This is a genomic window from Halorussus marinus (assembly GCF_004765795.1).
Taxonomy (GTDB): Archaea; Halobacteriota; Halobacteria; order Halobacteriales; family Haladaptataceae; genus Halorussus; species Halorussus marinus.
This window is the reverse complement of sequence record NZ_SBIV01000013.1, coordinates 1-25,143: the sequence shown is the minus strand read 5'-3', so window position 1 is coordinate 25,143 and position 25,143 is coordinate 1. Positions and strand designations below refer to the sequence as shown.

Annotated in this window: 38 protein-coding genes; 12 read left to right on the top strand and 26 right to left on the bottom strand. The window is 63.1% G+C overall.

From position 1 onward, the window contains the following. Positions 1-117: 117 nt before the first annotated feature. From EPY72_RS18050 to EPY72_RS17970, 18 genes are all read right to left on the bottom strand, one after another. The gene (locus tag EPY72_RS18050) at positions 118-666 is read right to left on the bottom strand and encodes a hypothetical protein (RefSeq protein WP_135807347.1); all 549 of its coding nucleotides are present in this window, start codon (positions 664-666) and stop codon (positions 118-120) included. Beyond that, positions 663-968, bottom strand: coding sequence for a hypothetical protein (locus tag EPY72_RS18045; RefSeq protein ID WP_135807346.1), 306 nt, complete (start codon positions 966-968; stop codon positions 663-665). Before EPY72_RS18045 ends, EPY72_RS18050 begins: the two co-directional genes overlap by 4 nt. A 256-nt stretch (positions 969-1,224) precedes the next feature. Further along, positions 1,225-1,620, bottom strand: a complete 396-nt coding sequence (locus tag EPY72_RS18040) for a hypothetical protein (protein WP_135807345.1) — start codon at positions 1,618-1,620, stop codon at positions 1,225-1,227. A 10-nt stretch (positions 1,621-1,630) separates the two neighbouring features. Next, positions 1,631-2,212, bottom strand: coding sequence for a hypothetical protein (locus tag EPY72_RS18035; protein ID WP_135807344.1), 582 nt, complete (start codon positions 2,210-2,212; stop codon positions 1,631-1,633). Positions 2,213-2,284: 72 nt separating this feature from the next. Beyond that, positions 2,285-2,860: an HNH endonuclease gene (locus EPY72_RS18030; RefSeq protein WP_168216071.1), complete on the bottom strand. Its 576-nt coding sequence runs from the start codon at positions 2,858-2,860 to the stop codon at positions 2,285-2,287. Positions 2,861-2,973: 113 nt separating this feature from the next. Continuing rightward, a complete protein-coding gene (locus tag EPY72_RS18025; protein WP_135807342.1) occupies positions 2,974-3,267 on the bottom strand; it encodes a polysaccharide deacetylase family protein in 294 nt (97 codons plus the stop codon). Continuing rightward, positions 3,264-3,551: a hypothetical protein gene (locus tag EPY72_RS18020; RefSeq protein WP_135807341.1), complete on the bottom strand. Its 288-nt coding sequence runs from the start codon at positions 3,549-3,551 to the stop codon at positions 3,264-3,266. The genes EPY72_RS18025 and EPY72_RS18020 overlap by 4 nt, the downstream gene beginning before the upstream one ends. Next, positions 3,548-4,045, bottom strand: coding sequence for a hypothetical protein (locus EPY72_RS18015; protein ID WP_135807340.1), 498 nt, complete (start codon positions 4,043-4,045; stop codon positions 3,548-3,550). The genes EPY72_RS18020 and EPY72_RS18015 overlap by 4 nt, the downstream gene beginning before the upstream one ends. A 148-nt stretch (positions 4,046-4,193) precedes the next feature. After that, complete coding sequence (locus EPY72_RS18010; protein ID WP_135807339.1) at positions 4,194-4,439, bottom strand: hypothetical protein; 246 nt, start codon at positions 4,437-4,439, stop codon at positions 4,194-4,196. Between the two features lie 232 nt (positions 4,440-4,671). Further along, on the bottom strand, positions 4,672-4,977 hold the full coding sequence (locus EPY72_RS18005) for a hypothetical protein (RefSeq protein WP_135807338.1): 306 nt from the start codon (positions 4,975-4,977) through the stop codon (positions 4,672-4,674). Beyond that, a complete protein-coding gene (locus EPY72_RS18000; protein ID WP_135807337.1) occupies positions 4,974-8,126 on the bottom strand; it encodes a DUF5817 domain-containing protein in 3,153 nt (1,050 codons plus the stop codon). The genes EPY72_RS18005 and EPY72_RS18000 overlap by 4 nt, the downstream gene beginning before the upstream one ends. 379 nt (positions 8,127-8,505) lie before the next feature. Continuing rightward, positions 8,506-8,895, bottom strand: coding sequence for a hypothetical protein (locus EPY72_RS17995; protein WP_135807336.1), 390 nt, complete (start codon positions 8,893-8,895; stop codon positions 8,506-8,508). Next, the gene (locus EPY72_RS20205; protein WP_135807335.1) at positions 8,895-9,305 is read right to left on the bottom strand and encodes a DUF7344 domain-containing protein; all 411 of its coding nucleotides are present in this window, start codon (positions 9,303-9,305) and stop codon (positions 8,895-8,897) included. The genes EPY72_RS17995 and EPY72_RS20205 overlap by 1 nt, the downstream gene beginning before the upstream one ends. After that, positions 9,302-10,732: a hypothetical protein gene (locus tag EPY72_RS17985; RefSeq protein ID WP_135807334.1), complete on the bottom strand. Its 1,431-nt coding sequence runs from the start codon at positions 10,730-10,732 to the stop codon at positions 9,302-9,304. Before EPY72_RS17985 ends, EPY72_RS20205 begins: the two co-directional genes overlap by 4 nt. A 2-nt stretch (positions 10,733-10,734) precedes the next feature. Continuing rightward, complete coding sequence (locus EPY72_RS19595; protein WP_168216070.1) at positions 10,735-10,878, bottom strand: hypothetical protein; 144 nt, start codon at positions 10,876-10,878, stop codon at positions 10,735-10,737. Continuing rightward, complete coding sequence (locus EPY72_RS17980) at positions 10,871-11,176, bottom strand: hypothetical protein (RefSeq protein ID WP_135807333.1); 306 nt, start codon at positions 11,174-11,176, stop codon at positions 10,871-10,873. Before EPY72_RS17980 ends, EPY72_RS19595 begins: the two co-directional genes overlap by 8 nt. 2 nt (positions 11,177-11,178) lie before the next feature. Beyond that, positions 11,179-11,928, bottom strand: coding sequence for a DNA polymerase sliding clamp (locus EPY72_RS17975; protein ID WP_135807332.1), 750 nt, complete (start codon positions 11,926-11,928; stop codon positions 11,179-11,181). Positions 11,929-12,646: 718 nt separating this feature from the next. Beyond that, entirely contained in the window at positions 12,647-12,832 is a 186-nt protein-coding gene (locus EPY72_RS17970; protein ID WP_134672643.1) for a ribbon-helix-helix domain-containing protein, read from the bottom strand. A 95-nt stretch (positions 12,833-12,927) separates the two neighbouring features. On the opposite strand from EPY72_RS17970, the gene EPY72_RS17965 reads away from it, so the two are divergent. Next, on the top strand, positions 12,928-13,119 hold the full coding sequence (locus EPY72_RS17965; protein ID WP_134672644.1) for a ribbon-helix-helix domain-containing protein: 192 nt from the start codon (positions 12,928-12,930) through the stop codon (positions 13,117-13,119). A 96-nt stretch (positions 13,120-13,215) separates the two neighbouring features. Here EPY72_RS17965 and EPY72_RS17960 read toward each other — a convergent pair whose 3' ends face one another. The 6 genes from EPY72_RS17960 to EPY72_RS17935 are packed head-to-tail and all read right to left on the bottom strand — an operon-like array spanning position 13,216 to position 15,164. Further along, entirely contained in the window at positions 13,216-13,452 is a 237-nt protein-coding gene (locus EPY72_RS17960; RefSeq protein WP_135807331.1) for a hypothetical protein, read from the bottom strand. Beyond that, positions 13,449-13,679 carry a hypothetical protein gene (locus EPY72_RS17955; protein ID WP_135807330.1) on the bottom strand — a complete coding sequence of 77 codons (231 nt, stop codon included), beginning with the start codon at positions 13,677-13,679 and terminating at the stop codon, positions 13,449-13,451. Before EPY72_RS17955 ends, EPY72_RS17960 begins: the two co-directional genes overlap by 4 nt. Then, on the bottom strand, positions 13,669-13,986 hold the full coding sequence (locus tag EPY72_RS17950) for a hypothetical protein (protein ID WP_135807329.1): 318 nt from the start codon (positions 13,984-13,986) through the stop codon (positions 13,669-13,671). Before EPY72_RS17950 ends, EPY72_RS17955 begins: the two co-directional genes overlap by 11 nt. Continuing rightward, positions 13,979-14,266, bottom strand: coding sequence for a hypothetical protein (locus EPY72_RS17945; RefSeq protein WP_135807328.1), 288 nt, complete (start codon positions 14,264-14,266; stop codon positions 13,979-13,981). The genes EPY72_RS17950 and EPY72_RS17945 overlap by 8 nt, the downstream gene beginning before the upstream one ends. Continuing rightward, on the bottom strand, positions 14,266-14,592 hold the full coding sequence (locus tag EPY72_RS17940; protein WP_135807327.1) for a hypothetical protein: 327 nt from the start codon (positions 14,590-14,592) through the stop codon (positions 14,266-14,268). Before EPY72_RS17940 ends, EPY72_RS17945 begins: the two co-directional genes overlap by 1 nt. Further along, positions 14,592-15,164 (bottom strand): hypothetical protein, encoded by a 573-nt coding sequence (locus EPY72_RS17935; RefSeq protein ID WP_135807326.1) that lies wholly within the window; start codon positions 15,162-15,164, stop codon positions 14,592-14,594. The genes EPY72_RS17940 and EPY72_RS17935 overlap by 1 nt, the downstream gene beginning before the upstream one ends. Positions 15,165-15,342: 178 nt before the next feature. Here EPY72_RS17935 and EPY72_RS17930 point away from each other — a divergent pair, with 178 nt between their 5' ends. The 6 genes from EPY72_RS17930 to EPY72_RS17905 all read left to right on the top strand — a co-directional run bounded on the left by EPY72_RS17930 (position 15,343) and on the right by EPY72_RS17905 (position 19,373). Beyond that, entirely contained in the window at positions 15,343-15,579 is a 237-nt protein-coding gene (locus EPY72_RS17930; RefSeq protein ID WP_135807325.1) for a winged helix-turn-helix transcriptional regulator, read from the top strand. Next, a complete protein-coding gene (locus EPY72_RS17925) occupies positions 15,572-16,222 on the top strand; it encodes an HNH endonuclease (protein WP_168216069.1) in 651 nt (216 codons plus the stop codon). The genes EPY72_RS17930 and EPY72_RS17925 overlap by 8 nt, the downstream gene beginning before the upstream one ends. Continuing rightward, positions 16,215-16,760 carry an alkaline phosphatase family protein gene (locus tag EPY72_RS17920; RefSeq protein ID WP_135807323.1) on the top strand — a complete coding sequence of 182 codons (546 nt, stop codon included), beginning with the start codon at positions 16,215-16,217 and terminating at the stop codon, positions 16,758-16,760. The genes EPY72_RS17925 and EPY72_RS17920 overlap by 8 nt, the downstream gene beginning before the upstream one ends. 28 nt (positions 16,761-16,788) lie before the next feature. Continuing rightward, positions 16,789-18,468, top strand: a complete 1,680-nt coding sequence (locus tag EPY72_RS17915) for an ATP-binding protein (protein WP_210423571.1) — start codon at positions 16,789-16,791, stop codon at positions 18,466-18,468. Next, positions 18,461-18,898: a hypothetical protein gene (locus tag EPY72_RS17910; RefSeq protein WP_135807321.1), complete on the top strand. Its 438-nt coding sequence runs from the start codon at positions 18,461-18,463 to the stop codon at positions 18,896-18,898. Before EPY72_RS17915 ends, EPY72_RS17910 begins: the two co-directional genes overlap by 8 nt. A gap of 292 nt (positions 18,899-19,190) precedes the next feature. Further along, positions 19,191-19,373: a hypothetical protein gene (locus EPY72_RS17905; protein ID WP_135807320.1), complete on the top strand. Its 183-nt coding sequence runs from the start codon at positions 19,191-19,193 to the stop codon at positions 19,371-19,373. Between the two features lie 52 nt (positions 19,374-19,425). On the opposite strand, the gene EPY72_RS17900 is transcribed toward EPY72_RS17905, so the two are convergent. Continuing rightward, positions 19,426-19,719 (bottom strand): hypothetical protein, encoded by a 294-nt coding sequence (locus tag EPY72_RS17900; protein WP_135807319.1) that lies wholly within the window; start codon positions 19,717-19,719, stop codon positions 19,426-19,428. 50 nt (positions 19,720-19,769) lie between these two features. Between EPY72_RS17900 and EPY72_RS17895 the strand changes: the two genes are divergently transcribed. The 5 genes from EPY72_RS17895 (at position 19,770) to EPY72_RS17875 (ending at position 23,165) form a co-directional block, all read left to right on the top strand. After that, positions 19,770-19,991 (top strand): hypothetical protein, encoded by a 222-nt coding sequence (locus EPY72_RS17895; RefSeq protein WP_135807318.1) that lies wholly within the window; start codon positions 19,770-19,772, stop codon positions 19,989-19,991. A 149-nt stretch (positions 19,992-20,140) separates the two neighbouring features. Next, a complete protein-coding gene (locus tag EPY72_RS17890) occupies positions 20,141-20,926 on the top strand; it encodes a ParA family protein (protein WP_135807317.1) in 786 nt (261 codons plus the stop codon). Then, positions 20,919-21,374, top strand: a complete 456-nt coding sequence (locus EPY72_RS17885) for a DUF8160 family protein (RefSeq protein ID WP_135807316.1) — start codon at positions 20,919-20,921, stop codon at positions 21,372-21,374. Before EPY72_RS17890 ends, EPY72_RS17885 begins: the two co-directional genes overlap by 8 nt. Further along, positions 21,367-21,840: an HNH endonuclease signature motif containing protein gene (locus tag EPY72_RS17880; protein ID WP_135807315.1), complete on the top strand. Its 474-nt coding sequence runs from the start codon at positions 21,367-21,369 to the stop codon at positions 21,838-21,840. The genes EPY72_RS17885 and EPY72_RS17880 overlap by 8 nt, the downstream gene beginning before the upstream one ends. A gap of 410 nt (positions 21,841-22,250) precedes the next feature. Further along, on the top strand, positions 22,251-23,165 hold the full coding sequence (locus EPY72_RS17875; protein WP_135807314.1) for a tyrosine-type recombinase/integrase: 915 nt from the start codon (positions 22,251-22,253) through the stop codon (positions 23,163-23,165). A 72-nt stretch (positions 23,166-23,237) separates the two neighbouring features. On the opposite strand, the gene EPY72_RS17870 is transcribed toward EPY72_RS17875, so the two are convergent. Next, on the bottom strand, positions 23,238-25,143 hold a 1,906-nt coding region (locus EPY72_RS17870), incomplete at its 5' end, for a hypothetical protein (protein ID WP_210423569.1).

Here is a 25,143-nt window from a genome sequence, read left to right as displayed (position 1 = left end):
CTTCCCGGCGGGGTTCAGACAGTCGAGACACGTAGGCCCGTCTTCGGCAGTTCGCTCACGTTCGCAGGGGTCGAACGCGAACGTGCGGCCGCAGTCCGTACAGGTCCAGCCCATCGGTCACTCCGGGGTGATCCGCTCGAAGCCGCGGGGGTCGAGGTTCTTCGCGTCCCAGACGTCGGCGAGCCACTGGGTTGAGTCGTGCATGTCGACCTCCTTCAGGTGCGCGCGCGGGTGGTGCTCGGGCGCGGGCTCCTCGTGGGCGATGAGTTCGACGCCGTCGGCGGTCTCGAACCCGCGGATGTGGATCTGGCGGTGCGGATGTGGCCGTGTCGGATCTCTGAAGTAACGACGTGCGTTTAGATCTTCTCCATAGTAGTGATACGAGAGGGGCCAGCCGGGGTTGTAGGAGGCTGCGGCGAGCGCGTCGCGGACGTCGTCGAGGCTTTCGTCGACGATCGTGGGGTCGCCGCTGGGCCGTTCGACAGTGAACCAGCGCCGGCGGACGGCGTAGAGCGTGCGTCGGAGGGCTCGCCAGGGGAGTGTCGAGAGCGGGATCCGGCCGGTCTTCTGGTAGCGATGGACGGTGCCGGCGCCGCCGATGATGAGTGCGACGAGCGCTTGGACGAGCTGGCTGTTGGCGAGCTTGAGGAGTTGGTCGATGGTCATGATTCGGAATCTCCGTCGGTGGTTTCTTCGCGGGCGGCGGCGAGGACGGCGAGCAGTTCGCCGACCTCGATGCCGTTGACGAGAAGTAGGCCTGCCAAGCCCAGCCAGGAGATGGTCGTCGGATCACCCCCGGATTCGATGCCGACGAGAGCGGTGACGAGGATGGCGAGGCTGACGACGAGGGCCTTGAGGGCCTTGAGCTTGCGGATGTCCATGTGTGCGATGCGTGCGAGTTGCTGGTTGTGTTCGGTGACTTCCCGCGGGCAGAACCAGACGGGGGTGTCCGGACTCTTCGTGCTCATAGGTGGATGCTGTCAGGTGACTCGAGTGTGTATCAGAACCGTTTCAATTCCCGCCAGCCGTCACGGGTGCGGATGCCGACGATCGTCTCACCGTTCCGGTGGCGGACCTGGAGTGGTGCGCCGACGGCAAGCTCGATCGGGGGCTGGCGCTGGCTGGGCATGGTCTTCGGTATGGAAAGTACAGTTGCCCTCGATGGAGACCGAGACGCGGGACGCGCCGCGGCCAGAGGCATCTGGAGTTCGGGCCTCCACGTCATCAGGAGTCCGAGTAGTCGCGGTCGGGTCGCGGATCCGTCTTGATGAAGTGCCGGATATCTTCGATCTGGTCGGTCGACCAGCGGCCGGACCGCTTTGCGGCGTCAGTGTTGATCGAGATCGGGTAGCCCGTGACGACCTCGCGGTCGTCGACGTCGACGACGAGCCGGTAGGTCGCCCCGCCGAACGTCTCCCGCAAGTGGTAGACTCCCGAGTCGACTTTCCGGCGGCTGCCGTGCTCGATGCAGCCGTTGATGATCTCGCCGTCGAGGTGGCGGTTCCGGTCGGTGCCGAGGTCTTTGACCTTTGATGCGAAGTGTTTGCTCGGCCGGAACGCGCTCGGGTCTCGGGGCACGGTCTCCGCTATCTGGCTGGGAGCAGACGTGTCGGTGGACATGGCTGTGGGGTTAGTCGTGGAGCGCGAGGCCGACCGCGAGGAGGAGATCGTCGCGACGCTGGTAGACTCGGTGCAGGACTTCGGCGTCGAACACGACGTCGTCGTCACCGTCGAGCAGGGCGGCGAGCCGGCCGATCGCTTGGCGGCCGGCGAGCACGGGATCGTGATGAGCGTGGTCGGTGTTCCCGCACTTCGAGCAGATCGTGCCCGTGATCACCGTGTCGCCACGTTGCTTCTCGCCTTTGCCGGCGTTCTCGGTGAGGAACTGGAAGCCGGTGGCTGCGCTCCGCGTTACCTCCTGACTGTAGTACTGGAGCGTCGGGTCGCCGTTCTCGTCGAGCGTCCAGCCGTGACCGTCCTCGGTGAACTCGAAGTCGGGCTTCGGCGGGTTGACGGTCTTCAGCTCGCGGAAGCAGGTGAAGCACCGGCAGTGGTCGTACATGAGCTTCCGGAGTACTTGGCGGCCCTCGTGTCGGAGCTCGCAGTCCGTACTACAGTAGCTACCGTGTCGGAACTCCCAATGGTTCCCAATCTCGGAGCACTCTGGATGCTTACACTCGACAGTCGTGGGGCTCTGTGTTTCGGTTGACATTGTCACTGTATTGGACCGTAGGGCGTCTTTCGTACTGGCGGAGAGTTGTCGGAGAGCGGACTCGGGTATTCGTCAGTCTCGCTCTAAGTCGAGGAAGTCGACTTGCCAGATGACGTGTGCAACAAGATTGTGGATGTCAAAATCACCATCCTGGAACGCTGCATCCTCGTCTGGAGCCCAGTTCCCGCACTGGGGGCAGACCTCGTGGTCAGGTGGCCAGTTTGCGAAACAACTTGAACAGAAGGTCTCCTCAGTTTGGAGAGCGTCAAGGACAGCTTCTGCTTTATCTCGGTACTCACACTGTGCAGTGCAGTAGCCTCCATTCTGAAGCGCCCATTTGCCGCGGACTTCATCGCAGCCGTCGTACGTACACTCATGGAGTTCAGGCGGTGGGACCTCATCGACGCCTCTGTTCGAATGAACCTCGATATGACACTCCTGACAGAGCGTGATTAGATTGTCGACCCCGTGACCTCCACCCTCGCTGATCTTCGTTTGGTGGTGGGCGTGAAGTCCCGATGGAGAATTAGAGTCTGTGGGTGCTTGATACTCGCAGTTCTGGCACTCGTAGCCGTCTCGTTTGAATACCCTTGCTCGTCGCTTCTGCCAATCGGATGGGTAATTTGAGTGTCTCATAGTGAGAATCATGCGATTCCCGATTCTATCGGGAAATTCAAATCTGCTGTACCCCTCCGCAGTGACGTGGATAGTGTGCAGATTGGACCGGGGCGTGTTCTCGGTTTGTTCTCGTAGTTCTACCGTCATAATCGTTCGGAACCCCCATCGGAATCAACCGGCTCATCTGGTGGTCGATAGCTCGGCCGGGGACGATACGTATCGGGGGCCGCTCCACGAACGCGGACCAGACGGCCAGTCTGGACCAGCGTCTGGAGACGATCCTGCATCGCGTGCTGGTCCATCCCGAACTCGTCCGCGAGCACCTCGCTTGGCACGCCGCCCTCGAGCAAGTCTGTCCGACCCTCCCGGCAGCGGTCACGGACTGCGTCGACGATCGCCTCGTCGGTCGGCCCACCCCACGCGTTCTGCTCGGTCATGTAGCTCCACTCCGCTGGGGCCGTTCAGTGTTCGACTCGTCTTTGTCGACGGGCGCGTAGCTGATCCGAGACTGCAGCGTCTCCGGATTCAACCCATCCTGGCGAACGAGTCGGCCTTCGTCGGCTAGCTCCCGGCAACGATGGGTCGCCGTCTTCATGTCAATGCCGAGCTCTTCGCCGATCGACTCAGGGTGTACGCCGCCAGCTGCGAGATCGGTCTCGCCCGCCGCGTAGAGCATGCGGACCGCCTCGAGGAGCTCGTGATCCTGAGCCAGGATGTTCACCGCGAGTCACCTCCGTCGGTCGCAACCTCGGTTTGGACATCGTCGAACGACCGGCCGACCGTCGGACTCGTCGGGCGCTGTGACCACGGCCGCCGCTCGCCCTCGTCTTCGTCAACCCAGTAGACGTCGGCCTGCCGGCGGTCGCGATCGTGGGGCTGGTAGCGCTCGGGGAGTTCGTGGGGCCACTCGGTCCGCAGGTTGTCGGGGCGCTCTCCGTGCTCGCGGAGGAACGCCATCCGGTCCTGCAGCATCTCGATGACCTCGTCACGGGGCCCACGCTCGAGGGTCTTCTCGACCGACAGCAGGCTGGCGACGGACTGCTTGTCGTCGAGGCCGCGGATGATGCCACGCATCCGCTCAACCGGATCCATCGCCGTGTCGTCGCCGGCGAGCAGCGGCTCGTCGAAGAACCGCCGCGGGTCGAACCCGAGCTGGTCAACTGCTCGGTCGATGTGCGGAATCTCCTCGTCTTCCTCCGGGGATCGATAGTTCATGCGGACCACCTCTCGAGGCCGGCCTGCTCGCGGTCGGGACGCTCCGGACACTGCATCGAGACGTGCATCGGGTAGTTCGTCAGTGGGTAGCGGGAGATCTCCCGGCCGCAGTGCGGGCACGTCCGAGTCCGGCCGCGTAGGTGCTGGGTCACGCCTGACCACCGTCCTCGTCGGCCGCCTGAATGAGACTCTGGTAGTGCCCGCTCCCACTCCCGCCAGGTGTCGGTTGAACGTCCGCGCAGTACTGGCATTCGCGCATATCCATATGGAGGACGCGCCGGGAGACCGCGCGAACGCTCTCCGAACACTGGAGCTGCGGACAGTCTTTGTCGGTGTGGTAGACGCTTCGGTTCGTGTAGCGTCGCCGCGACACGTACACAGTCTCGTCAGTCATCACGACCACTCCCCGAGGCCCGCCTGGTCAGCAGGGCGTGTCGAATCCCGACCACGGATCGTTTCCTGACACCGCCGACAGCGGTACTCGCCTGAAAGCGTGGTCTCGGTTGTTTCGGTCCCGCAGCGCTCGCACTCGCCAGCCGGCCAGCAGCCCGCACAGAGATCGCGGCCGTCCTCGTACTCGCGGATATACGCGCCCATCGAACCAACGCCACACTCGTCGCACGACGTCACACCTGATCACCGCCCAGGCCGTCTCGCTCGCCGATCGCCGACAGCCCGATCTCCTCCGGCGCCGTCGACGACAACAGCTTCCGCGTCTCGTTCGGGTCTCCGCTCGGGCCCTCGTTCTCCGGTGAGTGCTCGCCCGAGCAGACTTGACAGAGCCGGTCGATGTCGACCACGCTCCGGGGTTTCTCGAACACGTTCTTCGCGCGCTCGAGGTACTGGCAGTCCGGATCCGTATGGACGTGGTTCCGGCCGCCGTTTCCACTCCGAGACACCACGTACACCGTCTCCTCGTCGGAGTCGGTCACGCACCAACACCCCTCTGGGCCGAGGCCTCCTGGAGACTCGCCTGCTCGGGCCGCCGACCGAACACCACCAGTTCCTCTGTTTCCCCTGTCTCGGTGTGACGGTGGTCGGCCGTCACGCCCTGGAGGACAGCCAGCCAGCCCTCGAGCACCGCCCACTCGTCTCGAAGCCGCTCCACGCTGTCGTCTCGCACCGCCTCACTAACGCGTTCGATCACCTCCCGAGGCGGTGCAAGCTCATCTAGGAGGTCGAGGATGACACCGGAGAGGCTGGCCTCCCGGTAGTCGTCGCGATCCTCGTCGCGGCGGGTGTACCACGGCCGGATGTCGTACTCGTCGGCGTTCTTGAACGGGAGTGCTAGCCGAACGCCCCCGGTAGTGTCGCGGATGATGTCCAGCACCTCGAGGACGTCCTTGTTCCGGTGCCACGTCGACGTCGCGATATCGGCGCGCTCGCAGAGCTCCGCAACCGACACCGGTTCGCGGGCTTCGAGCAGCACCGCGACCAGATCGCGGACCCCCGATGACAGCCACGGCATGACGCGAGCCTCCGAGACCCGAGCCAGCCCAGTCCGGACCTCGTCGAGCCGGATGTCGCGCCGGCGGTCCTCAGTTGAGAGTCCGCAGACTGCGGCGGCCGCGTCGAACGGCGTCGCGGAGAACAACCTGAGGACCGACACTGCCTCTCGGGTCGGCTTGAGATTCTTCGCTGTACACAGCCGTTCGACGGCGGTCGCGAACGCCATCCGTCCGAGCTGCTCGGTCGACTGAACTGGGACACGGACTCGGATGTCCGGTGCATCCTCGTGGATCTCGCCGGGACTGCCGAGCCGCTGGCGGAGATCCTCGACGAGCGCGTCCTCCATGCTGCCGAGATCGCCGACAACGCACACTGACCCGATCAACTCGCCGAAGGGGTCGTCGTAGTCGACCGTCGGGACGATCGCGGCGTCCCGCTTCTCCTCCCGTGTCTCGAACAGCTGGCGGTACACCGACGAGTTGTTGTACGTCGACTGGATCGCAACGCCGGTCGCGAGCGATTTCACGAGCGTCTCCCGGCGATCGTCGGTGAGAATGTCGTTCCGGCCGCCGTTCGAACTCGGGAGGCGGACCTGCCGGACGACCTCCACGTCGACGAGATCTAGAAGGTGGACCATCGTCCCGGCGAGGCCGAGCGCTTCCCGGGTGATCACGCCCCGGTACTCAGCCTCGCTGCCGTCGAAGTCGCCCTCGTGGAGCCGCTTGGTCAGCTCACAGAGGTGCTCTTCGGCCGACTCGAGTTCGTCGACGTAGTCGCCGCCGTCCTCCACCTTGTCGGGGAGGTGGCCGAGGCACCGCGAGTCACGGAGGACGTACTTGTTCTCGGTGAGGAAGTGCGCGAACTCGTCGGTGTCGTCGAGCCGGTCGCCGTCTTTGAGGATGTTCGTGAACGTCTTCGAGCTGGCTAACGCTCTGGCGACACACACCCAGTACTGCATCGGGCCGTCGAACTCAGCACCCACGACCAGGCGATCGTCGCGGTAGTCGTAGTGCCACCGCGGACTGCCGCGATCGGCCTGTGCTTGGAGCGGGTAGTCAACCACTGCAAGGCCGTTCTCGGGGGTGCTGGCAGCAGTTGCGGTGGCGTCCCAGCGGGCCAGCGGCTGCAGGGTGTGGAGGTGGGGCAGCCGCCGCCGTTGGCTCTCCGGGGAGGGGGCCTCGTGTGTGCGCGTGGTTACACGGCTATCGTCGGACGATTGCAACTGGTCGCTAACGGACTCCTGAAGCGTCCGCTGTCGTGCGGTTTCGGTGTCGAGCCAGTTGAGATAGTCCTCGCCGGCGGGCAGGAGCTCGACGTGGCGGTCGGTGTTCGGCCCGAACGTGTCGACGACTCCGAGGTCGGCGAGTGTACTGATGCACTGACGGACGCGCGAGTTTTGGACGGCGTACTGCGCGTACAGCGTCCCGTAGGGGAGCGTCTGGCTATCCTCACCGGCGAGCGCACGCAGGATGGCGATCTCGCGACCGTCCCGGTCGAGGCTGGCTTTCGCTGCTTCGACGCGGTCGTCGCGGCTCTCCCGCGAGGGTGTGATGTCGTCGCGACTAACGGGGAGGTCCGAACGATGGTCGTCGTAGAGGTCGTGCTGGTCAAGCGGCGAGCCGATAATCCGGACGTCGCATCCGCGGGCGAGCGCAGCCAGGTACTCGCAGATGTCTTCGCGCTGGCTGCGGCGCCGATCCCAGAACGCGCTGGTGAGATCAACTTTGATGGTCGGCGTCGTGTCGACGAGCGCGAGCAGCTGTGGTGCAAGGGTAGTGTCCTCGGTTGTCGCTCGACCAGCAGTCTGGGCAAGTTGCCCGTAGAAGTCGAGGGCGGCTTGTTTGCTGCCGCGGGCGATGCGATCAGCAAGTCCGAGCAGATCAGCATCGTGCTGGCTGGCTGTGACGCCTGCGTCGTCGAGGAGCGCCTGCAGTTCAAGCGCGCTCCGGCCGTCGGCGAGCTCGCGGATCGCGTCGACGAGGGTGTCGCGGAGCTGGTCGACGATGGTGGCCGCTAGTTCCGAGACGGGTACTTCGAGCGTGGTGGTTGCGTCGGCGAACCGTCCCTGTTCGGTGAACGAGAGGCCGCCGGTGGTGCCGAGCGTCTCCGGGTCGTCATGGTCGACCGTACTGTAGTCGCGGTCGAGATCGACACGGTCACCGAGCCGAGTATCCTGGTCGCGGAACGCCTCCTTGGCTTCGTCCGCGAACCGGGTGTGCTGGTCGGAGAGCGCATCCCAGGCTTCGGCTTCGAGATAGTCGTGCTGGGCCCGCCAGCGTTCGAAGGACGTCTCAACCTCGTCGGCGAGCAGCTCGTCGTACTCGCTGAATGCCTGCTCGGCTTCGTCCGCGAACCGCCGCTCGCGGTCGCGATGGAGTTCGTCGACGCGGTCGGCTTGGATGCCGTAGTCGTCGCAGTTCTCGTGCGCGTCGAGTTCGCCGGCGTGTTGGGCGACGATTTTCGACCGGATTTCGGCCGCGGTTTCGAAGTTGTCGTGCTGGAAGCGGACGTTGAGTTTCGCGGTGTCGTGCTGCTGGAAACAGAGAGGGCATTCGGTGGTGGCCTGCTCGCGGAGGTTCTCCGTGATCCAGTAGCCCGTGCAGTTCGAACAGCCGACGATCTGGTACGTCACGCTATCCACCCCGGTTGTGCGTCTGTATCTCTCCGAGAAATGAGAGATTGCTTTTTAAGGGGAGAGCAGTGGCTCGCCAGCTGGGCGAGCAACCGCGCCGAGAGGGTGTACGGACTCATGGCTGTCTTAGTGGTGGTGGCGTGATGGCCGAGTTCCCGCCTGTGAGAGTGAGAGCGCTGGAGAGCGCCGCAGCTATCTCTAGGCGGTAAACTTATGCCGACTCGAAATGTAGGAGAAGGTGTTCCACTACCGCTCCTACAGATGGTGAGCCACTGGTGTAGTGGACTTACCGTGCTGTGTGCGTTCTTGCTGTGACTGTCGTAGTCACTACACTTAAAACCGCACCTAGTTTCCGGCAGCGTCTGACGCACGTCTGCCATCAAGCGCCGTCACCTCCGTCGCGGCTGAACCCGATCTCGTGCTCGGGGTCGAGCTCCTCGACCGCGTCAACGCCAGCGACGACGTCGACGATGCGCTCCTGGACCCGGCGCGGGATCTCAGTCCAGCTGCGCGAGCCCATTGGGTCGAACTGGTTCGAGCCCTCGATCCGGTGGGCGCGGTCGACGTGGGTGCAGATCGGCTCCCAGTCGTGGCTGCCGTGGCTGATGAGCGCGCGATACTCGAGATCGCGGGGGTCGGTCCGCCAGAGGACTTTGACCGTCTGGTGCTGGAGCTGGGCACGCGGTTCGGGCTCTTCGTCGACGTCGTCCTCTTCGTCGTCGTCCCAGTCGTGGTCTTCGAGGAGGTGGCCGTACTTCGTCTCGCCCATCAGTCGTCACCTCCCGTGCGGTCGGCGGTGGCGTTCTCGATCCGGGCGAGGAGGGTGGCGATGTCAGCGATCACGTCGTGGGTGTAGCTGACGGTGCCGCGCTCCGAGTTGAAGTCGACGAGTCCGGCGTCGTCGAGCTTGGGGAGATGGGATTGGTAGAGCGCGCAGTAAACGGCCTTCCGCTGGTCGGTCGAGTAGTCGCCGTCGTGCTGGCGGGCGGTGACGCGCGCGGTGAGGTTGCGGAGCCTGATCGGGCTCTCGGTTTCGGCGAGCTCCTGGACGACGAGTCGTCGGCGTTTGTTTTTGAGCAGGAACAGAACTTGCTCGGTCGAGGCGGGAATGGTGCTGTCCGGCGAGTCGTCGCTAGCGAGGCGCTGGTAGAGGCCGCGAACGGCTCGGGCGATGCTCACTGAGAGTCACCTCCGTTGCCGTCGACGTCGTCACGGGCGCTGCTCGCAGCGCGTTTCTCGGTGACGCCTTCCGCGATCCGGTCGACCTGGTCGTCGACCCACGCGTGGAGCGCCTGCCGGACACACTGCAGGCAGTAGGTGTCGCTGTAGATCCCGGTCGGCCCGGCTGGATCGAGATTCTCGTCGTACTGGACACCGCGGTTGCGGACAACACGGACGTCGGCGGGCCGGCTGCAGGTGTGGTACTGGAAGTCGTCGTCCTGCCAGTGGTGCTCGCACTCGATCGGATCATCCTGGTCGGCGTTGACGACGGGCTCGATCGCGAGCACGTCGGGCTCTTTGTAGCCGAGGCTGGAGCGCTTGATCGGCGGCTGGATCGCGTTCCAGTCGCGCTTCGTCTCGAACCGGATCGTGCCGGCCTGGGTGAGCGACCGCGGCAGCCGGGCGGCGCCGTCCGGGCCCGTGGAGGTAGTGCCGCCGTCGAACGTGACGATCTCCTCGGCGCCACACTCGGGACACGTCCAGGTTTCGCCACCGGAGATGTCGGTCTGGTGGTCGTGGGTGCAGCGCATGTCGGCGCCGCAGTCCGGACACTGCTCGGGGCGTTCGACCTGACCGCCGTCGGTGCGTACCTCGCGGTCAGTATCCCCGCTTTGAGACCGGAGTTCTGACGGTCGCTTGTGCGCGTCCGACCCCATGACGTTGGTGAGGAACTCCCGCGTGTCCTCGAAGACCGTCCCGACCGCCTCGGGGTCGCGTTTTATGATCGGGTCGTCATCTTTCAGCCGCGCGAGGATTCTCGCCCACGCACGAGCGGTCTTGTAGTCGTGTTCGGTCGGGTCAAACGGCTCGAAGTCGGGCGCGTCCGGGTTCTCGGGCGGTTCGATGTCGTCGCGGTCAACCCACACGTCGAACGGCAACGACAGTTGTTGTTGGATCTGTTCGATTGCGAGGCACTCGATACATCGCGTCACCTGCCCCCGGTCGCTCTGGAGTTCGTACACCAATCCGTCGGTGTCACAGTACCCGCAGCGGTCAGCACTGTCCGCGGGCTGCCCGCCGTCGGTCCGGATCTCGCGATCGTCCGTCTCGTCGGGCTCGGTCTCGAACTGGCTGTCGTCGACGTGGACGAGCTTGACTTGGTCTGCGTCCGAGAGGTCGGTGAGGAACCGAGTTCGGGTTGCGGTCGCGGCGTCGATCGTGTCGGCGGCGAACAGCACGCCGTCGCCGCTCGGGTGGGTCCGGCAGTCGATCACGTCGCCGTCGGTGACGAGGCGGACGACCACGCGGTCGTCGGCGCGGAGCGCGCGGTGGAAGTCGCTCGGGAGTACGGCGACCGTCCGGCCCAGGTGGTGGCGGCGGACGCGCTGGCAGGGACTGGACTGGTCAGCGAGCTCTTCGAGGATGTCGTCGATCGGCTGAGTCATCGCTAGAGCACCTCCCCGATTTCTTCGAAGCGATCGGCGATCTCCTCGAAGTCGCCGGCCGCATCGCGGAGCTGCTCGGGATCCGGGTCGTGCCGGCGGATGACCCGTTGGAGCTCCTCGCGGAACTCCTCGGTGCTCTCAGTCATCGACGACACCTCCCGGCGTGACGCTGTTGTCCTGGCCGGCGAGCATCTCGACGGCCTCGTGGACGTCGCCCGCCGGCGAGTACTCAGGCACGTAGTAGGTGCCGTACTTGAGGTCGTGGTCAAGTTCAGCCGGCGTCACCTGCTCTGGGTCCGCTCCGTCGAGCGTGATGTGGCTGAGCGAGAGCAGACCGTCGTCACCGACGTGGATGCGGTATCGATCGCCGGTCTCGGTTTCCGCGATCTGCACGCCGTCGAGGAGGTCTGCAGGCTTCTCGTCGGGATCGGTAGTGCCTTGCATCGCTAGTCCTCCGTTGCGATCCGAGGCGCCAGCTGGTAGCGCACGTTCCCGTGGCCTTCGACGATGTCGAATGCGAACAGGCACGGATAGTCGGAGCCGAGCTCGAGGCGGACTTCGGCGTCGTCGTCGATCACGCCGACCATGTCCGACAGGTAGTCGAGACTGTACATCGACGCGACCTCTTCGGGACACGATCCCATGATAAGGTCGTCGCCCGGGATTGCGTATCGCGCGCTGTTGGTGTCGCCGATACCGTCCGCGTACAGCGTCTCGCTGTCGAGGTCGAATCCGAGCGTGATTTTGTCGTCGACCATGTCGGCGGCGTCAGCGTACTTCGAGAGCTGTTCGCCTTCGAGAACGAACTCGCCGGGCAGGTCGAGTTCGGGGATCTCGGGCTCCTGGCGGATCGCGCCGGGGTCGATCAGGCCGAGGTCGTAGTTGAGCCCGCCCGCCTGGAGGTCGAGCGTCTGCTGGCGTTCGACGTAGTCGATGTGGAGCAGTTCGTTCGAGCCGGCGAACTTGAGGACGTCCTCAAGGTCGTCGATGGGGATTCCGAGCGTGGCGTCGGCGTCAGTGTAGGACTCGAACGCGTCCCGGCTGAGCCGGGTGTGGGTCATCGCGACGTTCGCAGGGTCGACCGCACGAATCTCGAACCCGTCCGGCGTCCAGTGGAGTTTGCACTCGTCGACGAGCGCGCTGACGGGATCGATAAACTCCTGGATGGTGTCGACCGAGACGATCGCGGTCGTCATGCTGAACCACCGTCCTCGGTGGCTGGGGTGGTGGTGTGGCGGTTCGTTTTAGTGGGGTGGGTGTGTTGGCTCATGTGTCTCGTGGCGTGCTGGGTTGGTTCGCGGCCACTGCGGCCGGGTCCGGTGCGTCTCGGGACCGCGACATGGCATGGGCCGGACGCGCCCAGACTTTGGATGGGGCGGGCGTGTCCGGCACTGGTCGCGGCCACCTGGTTATGCGCGCGCGGGATTCTGGCTGCCGACTTCGATCGTGAACGCGTCGCGCTCGACGAGCTCGCCAGTCTTCTTATCGCGGAGCACGTCGTATTCGGGTTCGACGGATGATTTGCCGGCGGCGCGGAGTTCGGCGCAGCCACGGCATCGGAAGTGGCCGTTGATCGGGAACCAGTTGGTGTGTTCGCGCGGGGTTGGGCATGCGTACCGCCATTTCTTGGTTTTGGTCGTGATCCTGTAGGGGTCGTCGCCTGGAATCTGTTCCGCCTACAATGGGTGTGGTATAAACGGTCACCTGATGCCACCGTGAAAGTGAAAGTATTCCTGTGGTGACTGGAAACTGCTGGTTTCTCGGGTGTAACCCGCGCGTACTGCCGGGTAACGACACCGGAACAATAAGCCGTGGGGGTGAAAGTGAACGTGCGTACCATCGGTGTGTTGTCGATCCCGGCCTGTGGGGGCAGGCCGGACCTGTCTTGTTCGTGAGCCTATGCCCTAGCCCTCATCACGCGTCTGCGGCGTCAGCTGTACCGTAGTCGACATCCGGCGTTGTCCACTCGCCAGCGTCTTCGGCATCAAGCCGTGCCTGGATTGCTTCGCGAACCCACTGGCTTCGGGACGTGTTACTGTGCCGACGGTTGTCGACTTCGGCCTCCATTTCATCCGGCATCTCGATGCTTGGATTTCCCATCTACTGCTATCTTGCTAAGGCAGTAACTTAGTCCTTTCTCTACTCAGGGACTCTATGGGGCACCCTTTATAGTGCTAACCTGCTAAACTAATAGTATGGCAAACCCAAGTTTCAGTATCGCAGACGAGAAATTAGAAGAACTTGACACTATTATCACGCATAAAAAACTCGAGGGTGATATTCCGATGGATGCATCACGGAGCCAAGTCCTTCGGGACCTTGTCGAGGAGTACATCGAGGGAAACAGGAATATCTCGATCGACACAGCGACAGCGACAGCTGAATGATGTCGTCCTGCTTCACGAGGCTCTATCTCTCTTAACCAACACCTGCACGATGTCAACCAGTGTTGTTGGTTAACTCGTGGGAAAATCTCGGCTCGACTACTCGCCGTCCGCAGTCGTCTGCCACCAGCGCGATTTCACGAACCGCTGGCTGCACGTCGGCTGGTGTTGGAGTTCGTCGATACCGGGAGTTGGCTCTTCAGTTAACAGCACGCCTGCACCACATTCCTCGCACTCTAAGCGCTTGGGTTCCCCGACCTTGTAGCCGTCCTCCGTGACTGGCGTCTCACTCCGCACAATCGCGAAATGCGTATCGGGATCCGAGAATGACCTCATCGCTCGACCTCCACTGACACGCTCGACGTCAGCCACCCATCCTCGCTGCGGATCTCCATCCCCGCGTCGCGGACGTCCGCCACGACCTCGCCAGGCTGGCCGTCGTGGCGCCAGACGAGCTCGGCCTCTGACTCCGACAGGCCACACGCCATGGCCGCAGACTTGAACGCGGCCCGCGAGTCGCCGGCGGCGAGCTCGCGCAGCTGGCCGACCGTCTCAGACTGCATCGTACACCTCCAGGTCGGGCTCGCTGATCTGTTCGACACCGACCGGCCGCCAATCCCCACATGCACGGTCGGGCGTTGCCTCGAACTCCTGGCGATACCATTGCCCGCTCCCAGACTCGAAATACGCTAGCCGGCGGCCGTCGACCGTCACCGTGAACGCTGGCTGCCCGCTCTCGTCGCTGGCGGGCTCACCGAGCTCGAGCAGCACCTGCTGGTAGCCATCCCGGGAAAAGTCGACGCTGTCGACGAGCGGGTGGCGGTCGAGGAAGTCGACGAGCGCGCGCCGCCGATCGACCTCGCTAGTCATCGTGATCACCGCCGGCCGACAGCCCGGGACAGTCGTGGGCGGCAAGCTGCTCGACCAGGCCAGCCCGACCACAGCCCGGACACTCCGCGAGCGAGCTTGCGAGCCGCGGGTCGTGCTCGGGGTTCCGAACCGGGATCACGCCCTCGAGGTCGTCGTAGAGGCTGGGATGATCGCGGCGGATGTCGTTGAAGACGTGTGCGGCGAGATCTTCGAGCAACGACGGGTCTGCCTGGTCGAGGTCGTCGACGTCGAGGCCGTCGATGCGGAGGTAGACGGACATCAGGCTCTGCCTCCGTTGGTGTCGGCGAGTTTCTCGCGCTGGTACCGGAGCGCCGGATCGACTCGGACACCGTCCGGGATCGGCCGCCGGCCGAGCGTTTGCAGTACGCGGCGCGCATGCTTGCACCCCTCCTCCGGCTCTCTATATCGCCAGTCGGCGCACTCGCACGCGGGATCGCGCAGGTCGACCAGGTAGTCTGCGTCGGCGCCACTGTAGACGCGGTAGCGGTCCTCGTCGATCGGCATGACTGCCATGGCTTCTTCGGCGGCGCGGCGGTCGCGATCGTCGACGCTGTCGGCCGTGGTCTCGGTCTCAACGGCCGCCATCACGCGGTCACCTCCGAGTCGTGGATGTCGACCTCGGCATCGTGGCCGACCTTCCGCTCACTCCAGCGCGAGCCCTTGTCAACACAGCCCGTCGTTGTCCAGACGTGATAGGTCACGCCGCCCTCGGTCTCGATCGACAACTTGTACACCGCGCCCGAGCGCTTCGCCACCCAGTCCGAGACCCGACCGGTCCGCGTCTGGGTACCGTGCTGGCTCTGTTGGGCGTGGTAGGTGACGGTCAGCTCGGCGTCGAGCGGGATCGCGGCGAGCGAGTTGTCGGTGCCCGCGATCGTCGCGATCGCCGCCGCGGGGATGGTCGCGGTCTGGCCGTCGTCGCCCGAGATCACGACCGCGTCGCCGGCCGCCTCGATGTCGCCGGCGTCGGTGATGCGTGCCGTGTGGCCGTCGTAGTCGTGGATGGCGACGGCGGTCGCGCCGGCGTCGAACTGCTCGGCGATCGCGTTGACGATCGCGCCAGCGCTGTCCATGTCCGAGACGTCTCGGGACGCGGGCAGGTCCTGGTGTGTGCCCGCGGGAGTCGATGCGTTCTTGTCGATGGGTTTCGAACTCATTGTTGCTTCACCTTGGCGTGGAGCACGGTCGGGCGTGGTGCAACACGCCCCGGCCAGTTTCTGCGGCCGGTGTCCCGCGCTTCCTAATTCATAGTAATAGAGCTAACACCATAAACCTACTGGTTGTAGGTTATCACCAATAGGTTTTTGTCCATTGCTGATAACTTATTAGGTGGAGATGAGTACAGTACTACCACAGATGGACGTTGATGATTTCCGCGACGCCGACTGGGCAATCGTCGAAGTACTACGCGACGGGCGCGCAAACGCCCCGCTCATCGCAGAACAGGCAGGCTACTCCGCGCAGTACATTCGCGAACGACTCGGACGGCTCAAACAGGACAACATCGTCGAACCGCTTGGCCATGGCATGTACGCCCTCAACGAGGAGGAAGTGCCCAACAACGATGGCTGACCCCTACGCAGACGCCGACACTCCGTGGCGCAACCCACAGATTCTACGCAACCTGTTCGTAGAGCAAGGGCTAAACACAGCGGAGATCGCGGAGGAGCTTGGAGCATCGGATACAACTGTTCAGAAATGGCTAGACGAACACGGTATTAAAAAGAAAGAAACAATCAACAAAGATCGGCCGTGGCGTGACGAGGAACTGGTCCGAGAGCTGTATCACAACCAGCAGCTCACAATCCCCGAACTCGCAGACGAGTTAGAATGTGGGTATGCGACTGCCCACGAGTGGATTCATAAGCATGAGATTGAGACGCGGGGCAAGTACGAAGAGTCTCGGCGGGTCCGCAGGAGGAATCCACCCGGTCACCGAATTACAAAAAGCGGGTACGAAGTAGTTGAGACAACTATTTCTGGATCAACCCGGGAGGTGCGAATCCACCGGCTCGTTGTTGTCGCTGAACAAGGATTCGAAGCCCTCAACGGGAAGATCGTGCATCACAGGAACGGAATCCCCTGGGACAACCGCCCCGAGAACTTAGAGATAATGTCCAACGAGGAACACGCCAAGGTTCATCGGCCAGTTGAGGTTCGGTGGGGGCATCGTTCGCCACGGGACGCACACAAAGGAGCGGATACTGATGCCTGAGACCGATATCGATTGGCCGTCGGGCTGGGACCGCACACCGCCGGGCGAGCGCGAGCGGAACAACCGGTTCGACACCGGCCTCCGCCAGTCCATCGACGACCTCGTCGACGAGCTCGACCGCAGTCACGCCGAAGCCCTCGAAGACGCCGCCGTCTCGCTCGCTGAAGACATCATGAACGGCCGCCAGTACGGCTTCGACAAAGACGCCTCTCGGGAGAACGCCGCGGAGCTCGACGACGCGATCACCGCTCTCCAGGAGGGACTGAACGACGACGACGGCTCGGGAGAGCAGGCACCTCAAGAAGAATGGGAGGAACACAACGAGTCGTTCAACTACGACGCTCCCGACGGCCCGCCAGATACGTGGTCGAGCGAGGAGTACACGGAGCTGCACGATCGCCTGATCGGCCAGCGTACTGAGTGGTACTGCCAGTATTGTAGCACGTCGCCGTTCAGCCGGCTGGAGAAAGCACGTCGTCATGTCGGGAAGCAGCATGGCGACCACCTCTATCAGAAGTACGGAGGAAGCGATGAGTGAAACAGCCACAAACAACCCGGATACTGAGATGAACAGCACTGAAACTATCACCGTCGGCGAGGATGGCTTCACGCTTCCCGTCGTCGACGTCCTCACCGGCCGCGGGTTCATCACCGGCAAGAGCGGCAGCGGAAAATCCAACAGTGCGAGCGTCGTTGCGGAACAACTCCTCGATGACGGCTATCCGCTGCTCGTCGTCGACACCGACGGCGAGTACTACGGCCTCAAGGAGGAGTACGAAATGCTGCATGTCGGCGCCGACGAAGAGTGCGACCTCCAGGTCGGACCCGAGCACGCCGAGAAACTCGCCTCGCTCGCCCTCGAAGAGAACGTCCCGATCATCCTCGACGTCTCCGGGTACCTCAACGAGAGCGACGCGAGCGACCTGATCCGGGACACCGCACACCAGCTGTTCGCCAAGGAGAAGAAGCTCAAGAAGCCGTTCCTGATGCTCGTGGAGGAAGTCCACGAGTACATCCCACAGAGCGGTGGGCTGGACGAGACGGGCCAGATGCTCGTGAAGATTGGGAAGCGCGGCCGGAAACACGGCCTCGGCATGGTCGGGATCAGCCAGCGCCCCGCGGACGTCAAGAAGGACTTCATCACGCAGGCCGACTGGCTCGTCTGGCATCGCCTCACCTGGGAGAACGACCTCAAGACCGTCCGACGAGTCCTCGGCAACGACATCGCTGACGACGTCCCCGACCTCGCGGACGGCGAGGCGTTCGTGATGGCGGACTGGGAGACTGACATCGAGCGCGTGCAGTGGCAGCGCAAGCAGACGTTCGATGCCGGCGCGACACCCGGCCTCGACGACTTCGAGCGCCCGGAACTGAAGAGCGTGTCCGGCGATCTCGTCGATGAACTCGAAGAGATCAGCCAGCGCGAAGACCGCCGCCAGGACCGGATCAGCCAGCTCGAAGACCGCGTCGACGAGCTGCAAGCCGAGAAGGCTGAGTTAGAGGAGGAACTCGACCAGGCGCGCGACATGCAGCAGATGGCCGAGCAGTTCACCGAGGCCATGACGTCCACCGGCGGGAGCAGCGAGAGCACCGAGACGATTCAGGCTGAGGTTGCGGAGATCAAGCAGGAGAAGAACGAGCGGATTCGAGAGCTCGAGAGCGAACTGGAGGACGTCCGAGACGAGAACGAGGAATACCGCGAACAGGTGGAGGCGTTGCGCGACGAGCTGGAAAGCCGGCCGGAGATTAGCGAGCGCGCAGTGGAGGCGGTGGACGTGCTTGCCGACGAATTCGGCGTCGGAACGAGCGACAACGATGCGCTCAAGCGGAAGTTAGAGACCGCTCGCGAGCGCATTGAGGAACTCGAAAGCGAGCAGTCCGCACCAGACCCAGACGTCCTGGAACATCCGTCGGTGGACCGATACATCTCACGGATGCAGAACGAGCTCGCCGACCTCGACGAGTACGAAGCCGACATGCTCCAGTGGTTCAAGTACAACGGCCCTGGAAGCGTCGAAGACGCGTACTGGGCAGCCGGAGGGTCTCGAAAGAGTAGTCAAAAACGCAAGAAGATGAAGACGCTCCAGCAGAAGGACCTCGTCGAACAGGTGCAGCGCGGCGAGTACCGCTACGCGCTCCCGGAGGCGGTTCGGGACTGGTTCGACGGGAACGACGCCGTGGCTGAGGACGACGTGGAGGCGATCGTCCTTGAAATTGAGAGCGTCTTGGAGGGCGCCGATGCCTGAGCCAACAGACGCTACGGAGCAGGATACGGAAGACGAAGCTAGTACAGACATCCACGAGGACTACGACATCGACGCTCCACTCCGCGAACGGCTGCCGGTGATGGCCGATATCCAGGGCGGCATCGAACTCCACGCAGGCGACGACCGCGGCGTTGTCGAAGTCCTCGGCAGGCCACACACCATAGACGAGCACGTCAGCGGCAGCATGGAGCTGCGGGCAGGCGGCCGCTCGGATAACTGGAACTACGAGATCGTCGTCCCTGCCGAGAATACCGAGCGCGGCGCGTTCGTTCGAGAGGTCGACCCAATGCAGCCCTACGAGGACTACATAGACACCCGCCGAATTGCGCTGGACGACGTAGACGTGCGCATCTATGGCGTGGACGACGACCGCCTCGAGGACACGCAGGAGGTGGCGTCCGGTGACTGATCGAGTCGAAGACGATGGCCCTTGGACGCGTCGCTACCGAGACGGTGAGCAAATCTGTGGACGGTGCGGCAAAGAACTCAATGGCGACGATATTCGAGCGAATAAGACCGGCGAGTACTACTGTAGTCACGACTGCGCTCGGAAAGACGTGTCCGAGAAGACCGAACAATGAGTTGGAAATGTAGACTGCTCGGCCACGAGTCGCACGACCTCCGGCACCGTGGGTTAGACAAATACTGTTCCCGCTGCGGGGACGTTCTCGCAGTGTCTAAGCAGACCAGGAGGACGCGCGATGACTGACCGACCGCGGTGCGGGAACTGCGGTCGGTTCGCCGGCGTCCGCTACGAGTGGCGCGGCCCCAGCTATACGGAAGTCATCAATTGCCAGACTTGTGGCTCAAAGGCGTATCGGTACGACGCGTTCGCGGCCGCCCTTGAGGACATGAGCGACGAGGAGGTGGTGTCCGGTGACTGACCGAGTTGAGGCCGAGTCAGTGGGGGACGTCCCGCTTTGTCTCGGCTGTGGACTAGCGGGCGAGGTCTCCGACCATGATGGCCTCTGCCGGGAGTGTTGGGGGCGGCGGGAACGCTGGCAGGGCGGCGGCCCGCTCCGAGTGGTGACGCCGTCGCGGACGTACCACGAGACCCCGCGCTGTCCCGCGGTCCAGAACGCCTCGGAATGGCGGTACTGGCGTGATGAGAGCTGTTGTTATGCTGATCTCGGCGGGGATCTGGACAAGTGCATTCGCTGTCATTCCCATCGGCTGTACGGGTTTGATGAGTATGTTGGCGACGAGGAGCGCCAGGTGGTGGTCGGTCATGCGTGACTCGGACGCGACCGACTAAGACACTGTAGTCCCAACCCCGAGCTATGCCTCGCGAAGACTACGACATCGTCGACCGTGTCGTCCGTACTGTCTACTACCAGATCAGCCCCACCCAGCCCGACCGGATCCCCGCGCACAAGGTCGTGATGATCCTCGCCGGCAACGGCAGCGAGGACGAGCACCAGGTCCGGCGGGCGCTTGATGACGCGGTCGAGGCGGGTCGGCTGGAGCGCGACGCCGAGCATGTTTGGCTGTCGGATGAGTAGCACGCCGTGCTACCTAGCCGGGGGGCGATGATCGCCAGTTTCTATCGCACTATACGCTATACGGAACTGTCGCGAACACTTCGATAGTGCTGCGTCTACCCCTCGAACGTCTGACGCATCTTTATCACGCATCCCGCGCATAGAGCGACATGAACGACATGCGTATCGGAATCACCAACCAGAAAGGCGGAGTCGCAAAGACCACAAACACCATCAACGTCGCCGGCGCACTCGCCGAACTCGGCCACGACGTGATCGCCGTCGACGCCGACCCCCAAGGCTACCTCACGAACCGCCTCGGACACAACAACGCCTACACCACCAACGCCGACAGCCTCTTCGAAGCACTCAAAGAACCCCGCGACTACGACATCGGCCGCGACCTCGCCGTCAGCCACCCCGAATTCGACATCCTCCCAGCACACGTCGACATGTTTCGCGCCGAGCAGGAGCTCATCGCTGCCGGCTGGAAGCCCCGCGAACGCCTCAGCCTCCTCTTCGACCACGGCGGTATCGACGACTGGGACATCGCAGTCGTCGACGCGCCCCCATCGCTCGGCCCGATCAACGACAACGTCCTCCTGGCCTGCGAGGGCATTCTCGTCCCAGTCGAGACAGACGAGATGATGCAGCTCGCACTCGAGCATCTCCTCAACCAGATCGAAACCCTCGAACAACGCTACGACACCCAGATCAAGGAGCGCGGCATCCTCGTCTCCGACGTCAACTACCCGCTTGACAACGAGCAACAGCGGATGCTCGACTGGTTCGAAGACACGTTCGGCGGCCGATGCCCCGTATTCGAGATCGCTCACCGCGTCGCGATCGCGCGCTCGATCAAACAGGGCGGGTCTATCTTCGGAGAGGACGCCGAGGACACCGACATGACGGACGTCTACCTCGCGGTTGCCGAGGAGGTGGCCAGCCATGCCTAATGGAGACGACGTCCAGGATCGGCTAGCGAAGCGCTTCGAGGACGAGGACGACGGCGTCGACGAACAGTCCGAGAGGAACGACCAGCGGGAAGAGACCGACATGCGTTCAGACCGCGACATGCGCGACATGAACGACCAGAACGAAAACCGCGACGGGAGCGAGGAGAACGAGGAGAACGGCTTGCCCGCGGGGAGCGCATGGAACGTTGAGAACGTCAAGCAGGAATGGAATGGCGTCTCGTTCTATCTCCCCGACGAGCTCGTAGACCCCATGAACGATGAGTGGTCGCGGCTCAACTACGTCGCGGATGGCGATTACAAGAAAGACCGACACTTCAAGACTCTCGTTGTCTTGTTGGGCATGGAGCGCATGGTGGACATGGAGGGCGAGGAACTCGATGAACGCATTGAGCGCATGACGCGCATGGAGTTACTGGACGATGGTTGAAAACTATCGTCAGGCATGCCTCGATGCAAAGGGAGAGAAATGTATCATCTGTGGCGGTGGCGAGGATGTCCTCGCCCACCACATTGATGGCGACCGGACGAATAACATGCTTGAGAACTTGGTGCCGGTCTGTCCGTCTTGCCATGGGAAGATTCACGCCGGCGCGCCTGGGTTTGAAGAGTGGCACCAGAAGCTCCCCAAGTCCGCACAAATTCACTCTGCGAACAACGTCAAGCAGCGGGAGAACTGGAGTCCGAAACAGATCCATCTGCCCGAGCGGCTCGAGGATGAACTGGAGATTGTGCTCGATGAGACGAACGTCCAGCTGCGCCGCGACGGCGCGGATCCGCTGGAGAAGCTGATGCACTGGTATCCGCTGGTCGTTCAGAGCGGGCTCGAAGCGGTCGAGGAGATGGACCGCGAGGAGATCCAGGACCTCGTCGAAGAATTCGAGACCGACGAATAGTCCTGTCGAGAGAGATTACAGTTCCGATGCGTCGCTGTCTGGCGGTCTTGATGAGGTTCTATTTGGAGAGATAGGAAAGATTATTCGCCTACACGGGCCGACATCTTGACTATTCCGAGTCTTAACCAACACTCGGACGCCGACCGGCCCCAGTGTTGGTTAAGCCCGAGATCCACCGAATCCCGGGGTGTTCGAACCAGTATATATTGGCAAAGAATTAACTATTCGGAATCATGTCTAATCAGTAAGGAGTACGGGAATGTCTTCGCAGAAAGACCCGGTGTAGCAGCACCGGATCCCGTGCTTCTTGAGAGCCCAAGAAGCATGCTCGAATTCGCCCCGCGCCTACAAAGGCGTAACGCCAGCCGTATCGCTCTCCACCAGCCCTCCACCCACGCGGGAGGTCGCCGATGACCGAACACAGTCGTAAGCGTGCGCTCAACGATCGCGAGTACGAACTCCTCGTCGAGGGCGCGCGCCGTATCGACGACGATCTCCGGTCACTCGAAGCCCTCTTCGTTGCGTTCGTCGGCGGCCGGCTCGGACTTCGGCCGGGCGAAATCGCGCACATGACAAGCGAGTGGGTGGATTGGCGACGCCGCCGGATTTGCATCCCATATCACGAGCCCTGCGAGAAAGGCCGAGACGGGGGTATCTGTGGCTACTGTCGCAGCCAGAGCGAGCAGCGCGCCGAATACAACACGCTATCGCTCGCCGAAGCCCGGCTTGAAGTATTACGGGGCGAACACGGCCACCAGCTCTCCGGCACCGTCCGCAGCCAGATGCAGGCCACACACGTCGCGCACGTCAACGGCACGCTCGACAGCGACGTGCTGGAACGACAGCTACGCCAGCTGCTCGAAACGGCCGCCACCGCCGACGACGCCAGCAGCATCTTGGATTCGCTCAACGCGGCGGCCCGCGACTATCGCGAGGAGCACTCCGTCTCGCAGGCCGAGGCCGAACGCGAGATGTGGACTGCGAAAACCGAGACCGCCGAACGCCAAGTGCCGTTCGACCACAACCCGCGCGCTGAAATCTACGTCGAACGGTTCTTCGACCGGCTCAACGGCTGGCAGCGATCCCGGCAAGCTGTCAACCGTCGGGTGACTGAGGCACTCGCAGAGGCCCGCGAACTCGACACCGACACCACTCACCCGCACGGTCTCAGGGCGACCGCCGCCACGCACCTGGCGGCGCGCGGGATCGAGTCGCTCGCTTTGCAGTCGATGTTCGGGTGGGCTGATTTGTCGACCGCTCGGAACTATGTCGCGGCATCCCCGGAGAATACCCAGCGGCAATTGCAGCAAGCGAACACGCGCTGAACGCGCCCCGGTCCGGATTTTCTTTCGTGGACGTGCCGTCTGAACGCCGCGGTACGTAGAGCGCCGGGTCTATCAGACCCAGTTCCCATTCACATACCAGTATTTCGAGCTTCCGGTCGTGTCGAACACTTTGACGCCCTCCCGGCCCGACCCGTTCCACTCGCCGGAACTCGATGGGTCGCCATCGTTCCGCCCGATACCGTTAATGAGCGTTCTTGTGCCGCCGTAGTTGAGCGAATCATGCCACCCCCACCATTCGATATCGGTTGCGCTCGCGCCGATATTCAGGTCGTTCGTATTGGCGTGAGCGACCCCGAAGAGACTGGTCTGGTTGACGGAACCGGTCACGACCACGCCGTCGCCGTCGTTCCCAACCGTGGACACGAACAGCGTGTTGTTGTCGGCGTTCGCCGCGTTCTCCTCGATAACCACGCCGTCGCCGCCGCAGTTATCAGCACGGACAGACCCTCTGATAATCGCCCAGTCCGTGATGTGGAAGCCGTCGCCTGCTGAAATCGCCTCTGCGTCGAGTGTGAGGCCAACCTGTTGAGCGTCGAAGCCGAGGTTCACAGCCGGGTTTTCTGCTTCTGTCTCGAACGTTCCGCGGAGCGTTAACCCATCAAACTGGTTTTCTGCTCCGAACAGACCGACGGCGTTCCCGCCTGTGCTTGTAATGCGACCTTCGACGGTGAGATTCTGGATTGGGTCGCTCCCCGATTTGTCTATTCCACGGCCGCTCACTTTCCCGGCGAGTCCTGTTGCTGTGATGTCGTTGCTGTTGCCGATTGCCGAGCGCGAGGTATACCGATTTCCACTCCCACCTGAGACGTTGAGGTGTTTTGCGACGGTTGCGTCCCCGAGCGCAATCACGCCCTCGATTTCTGTCCGCGGGGCTTCGTTCAGGTCGATGAGCGAGTCGTTGAGGTTGCGGCCGGTTGTGCCCGCGAGATATACGTCAGTGCATCTCGCGTTGAGGTCCACTGCTTCTTGGCCGTTCGCGCCGTGCGTGCCGATGAGTCGGCCGCCTCGAAGTCCCTCCGCGATGATAGTCGCGCCGTTGTCATCGAGTGTTGTCGAGGATGCTCCGAGAGAGAACGGACTCTCGTTATCCACGAACAGCACGCCAGCATTTGCGTCTCGGAGGTCGCCGCCTTCTTGGAGATAGGTCGGGTGGCCGCCGCCGAAGAACGTCACTGCTTGAGGCGACGGATGGTTTGTCGAATTTCCTTCGATAATCCCTCGGTTGATGATGGTGACGTTATCGTAGCCGTCCGAGTAGAGCAGGAACGTATGGTCCGTGTTCTGGGTGTCGGAGTAGAGCGTTGGGGATGCGGAGTCTTCGAACTTGATGTGAGCGCCTTCTTCGACGATGATGGTAATGTCGCTGGTTCCGATCTCGATCCAGTCAGGGACGAAGTGATTACCCGCCTCGAAAACGACAGTTCCGGGTTGGGTGAGTTCGTCGTTGATGTCGCTGAGGGATGTGCCAGCTTCGATGAACCGTGCAACGTCAGATAGTTCGTCTGTACTAAACGACTGAGCCTCGGCAGACCGGAACGTCGCATCCGGTGCCTGATTCTTCGCCACCACCGCCTCCGCGCCGGCGTCGACCTCCGCGACCAGCACCGACGCCGACGACGGCGCCGACCCAGTCGTGTTGACCGTGATCGAGACGTCGTCCTGCTGGCTCGGATCGACCACCAGCCAGACGTAGTTCACGCCCGACCCGTCCGCGAGCGCCACGTTGGCGCGGGCGTCGGGGAAGACGTCGTAGGCGTTCACCCCGTCCTTCACGACGGCGTGGCCGGCGGCGACGTCGACCTCGCCCGCCGCCCAGTCCGCAGTGACGTCGAGGCCGCGCTCGACGTAGTCGGTGCTGTTCTCCCGAGCTCGCTGCTGGGAGAGATTCTGTTCACTCAGTGCGTCGTCGTTCTGGAAGATAACTCGGTCTGCCATGGTATCACTCAGTAACGTTCGT

Bases quoted from the DNA above. Each gene is read 5' to 3' on its own strand.
- EPY72_RS18050 (WP_135807347.1), bottom strand. From the start codon at position 666: ATGACCATCGACCAACTCCTCAAGCTCGCCAACAGCCAGCTCGTCCAA.
- EPY72_RS18045 (WP_135807346.1), bottom strand. From the start codon at position 968: ATGAGCACGAAGAGTCCGGACACCCCCGTCTGGTTCTGCCCGCGGGAA.
- EPY72_RS18040 (WP_135807345.1), bottom strand. From the start codon at position 1,620: ATGTCCACCGACACGTCTGCTCCCAGCCAGATAGCGGAGACCGTGCCC.
- EPY72_RS18035 (WP_135807344.1), bottom strand. From the start codon at position 2,212: ATGTCAACCGAAACACAGAGCCCCACGACTGTCGAGTGTAAGCATCCA.
- EPY72_RS18030 (WP_168216071.1), bottom strand. From the start codon at position 2,860: ATGATTCTCACTATGAGACACTCAAATTACCCATCCGATTGGCAGAAG.
- EPY72_RS18025 (WP_135807342.1), bottom strand. From the start codon at position 3,267: ATGACCGAGCAGAACGCGTGGGGTGGGCCGACCGACGAGGCGATCGTC.
- EPY72_RS18015 (WP_135807340.1), bottom strand. From the start codon at position 4,045: ATGAACTATCGATCCCCGGAGGAAGACGAGGAGATTCCGCACATCGAC.
- EPY72_RS18010 (WP_135807339.1), bottom strand. From the start codon at position 4,439: ATGACTGACGAGACTGTGTACGTGTCGCGGCGACGCTACACGAACCGA.
- EPY72_RS17995 (WP_135807336.1), bottom strand. From the start codon at position 8,895: ATGGGCGAGACGAAGTACGGCCACCTCCTCGAAGACCACGACTGGGAC.
- EPY72_RS17985 (WP_135807334.1), bottom strand. From the start codon at position 10,732: ATGACTCAGCCGATCGACGACATCCTCGAAGAGCTCGCTGACCAGTCC.
- EPY72_RS19595 (WP_168216070.1), bottom strand. From the start codon at position 10,878: ATGACTGAGAGCACCGAGGAGTTCCGCGAGGAGCTCCAACGGGTCATC.
- EPY72_RS17980 (WP_135807333.1), bottom strand. From the start codon at position 11,176: ATGCAAGGCACTACCGATCCCGACGAGAAGCCTGCAGACCTCCTCGAC.
- EPY72_RS17975 (WP_135807332.1), bottom strand. From the start codon at position 11,928: ATGACGACCGCGATCGTCTCGGTCGACACCATCCAGGAGTTTATCGAT.
- EPY72_RS17970 (WP_134672643.1), bottom strand. From the start codon at position 12,832: ATGGGAAATCCAAGCATCGAGATGCCGGATGAAATGGAGGCCGAAGTC.
- EPY72_RS17965 (WP_134672644.1), top strand. From the start codon at position 12,928: ATGGCAAACCCAAGTTTCAGTATCGCAGACGAGAAATTAGAAGAACTT.
- EPY72_RS17960 (WP_135807331.1), bottom strand. From the start codon at position 13,452: ATGAGGTCATTCTCGGATCCCGATACGCATTTCGCGATTGTGCGGAGT.
- EPY72_RS17955 (WP_135807330.1), bottom strand. From the start codon at position 13,679: ATGCAGTCTGAGACGGTCGGCCAGCTGCGCGAGCTCGCCGCCGGCGAC.
- EPY72_RS17950 (WP_135807329.1), bottom strand. From the start codon at position 13,986: ATGACTAGCGAGGTCGATCGGCGGCGCGCGCTCGTCGACTTCCTCGAC.
- EPY72_RS17945 (WP_135807328.1), bottom strand. From the start codon at position 14,266: ATGTCCGTCTACCTCCGCATCGACGGCCTCGACGTCGACGACCTCGAC.
- EPY72_RS17940 (WP_135807327.1), bottom strand. From the start codon at position 14,592: ATGGCGGCCGTTGAGACCGAGACCACGGCCGACAGCGTCGACGATCGC.
- EPY72_RS17935 (WP_135807326.1), bottom strand. From the start codon at position 15,164: ATGAGTTCGAAACCCATCGACAAGAACGCATCGACTCCCGCGGGCACA.
- EPY72_RS17930 (WP_135807325.1), top strand. From the start codon at position 15,343: ATGAGTACAGTACTACCACAGATGGACGTTGATGATTTCCGCGACGCC.
- EPY72_RS17925 (WP_168216069.1), top strand. From the start codon at position 15,572: ATGGCTGACCCCTACGCAGACGCCGACACTCCGTGGCGCAACCCACAG.
- EPY72_RS17920 (WP_135807323.1), top strand. From the start codon at position 16,215: ATGCCTGAGACCGATATCGATTGGCCGTCGGGCTGGGACCGCACACCG.
- EPY72_RS17915 (WP_210423571.1), top strand. From the start codon at position 16,789: ATGAACAGCACTGAAACTATCACCGTCGGCGAGGATGGCTTCACGCTT.
- EPY72_RS17910 (WP_135807321.1), top strand. From the start codon at position 18,461: ATGCCTGAGCCAACAGACGCTACGGAGCAGGATACGGAAGACGAAGCT.
- EPY72_RS17905 (WP_135807320.1), top strand. From the start codon at position 19,191: ATGACTGACCGACCGCGGTGCGGGAACTGCGGTCGGTTCGCCGGCGTC.
- EPY72_RS17900 (WP_135807319.1), bottom strand. From the start codon at position 19,719: ATGACCGACCACCACCTGGCGCTCCTCGTCGCCAACATACTCATCAAA.
- EPY72_RS17895 (WP_135807318.1), top strand. From the start codon at position 19,770: ATGCCTCGCGAAGACTACGACATCGTCGACCGTGTCGTCCGTACTGTC.
- EPY72_RS17890 (WP_135807317.1), top strand. From the start codon at position 20,141: ATGAACGACATGCGTATCGGAATCACCAACCAGAAAGGCGGAGTCGCA.
- EPY72_RS17885 (WP_135807316.1), top strand. From the start codon at position 20,919: ATGCCTAATGGAGACGACGTCCAGGATCGGCTAGCGAAGCGCTTCGAG.
- EPY72_RS17880 (WP_135807315.1), top strand. From the start codon at position 21,367: ATGGTTGAAAACTATCGTCAGGCATGCCTCGATGCAAAGGGAGAGAAA.
- EPY72_RS17875 (WP_135807314.1), top strand. From the start codon at position 22,251: ATGACCGAACACAGTCGTAAGCGTGCGCTCAACGATCGCGAGTACGAA.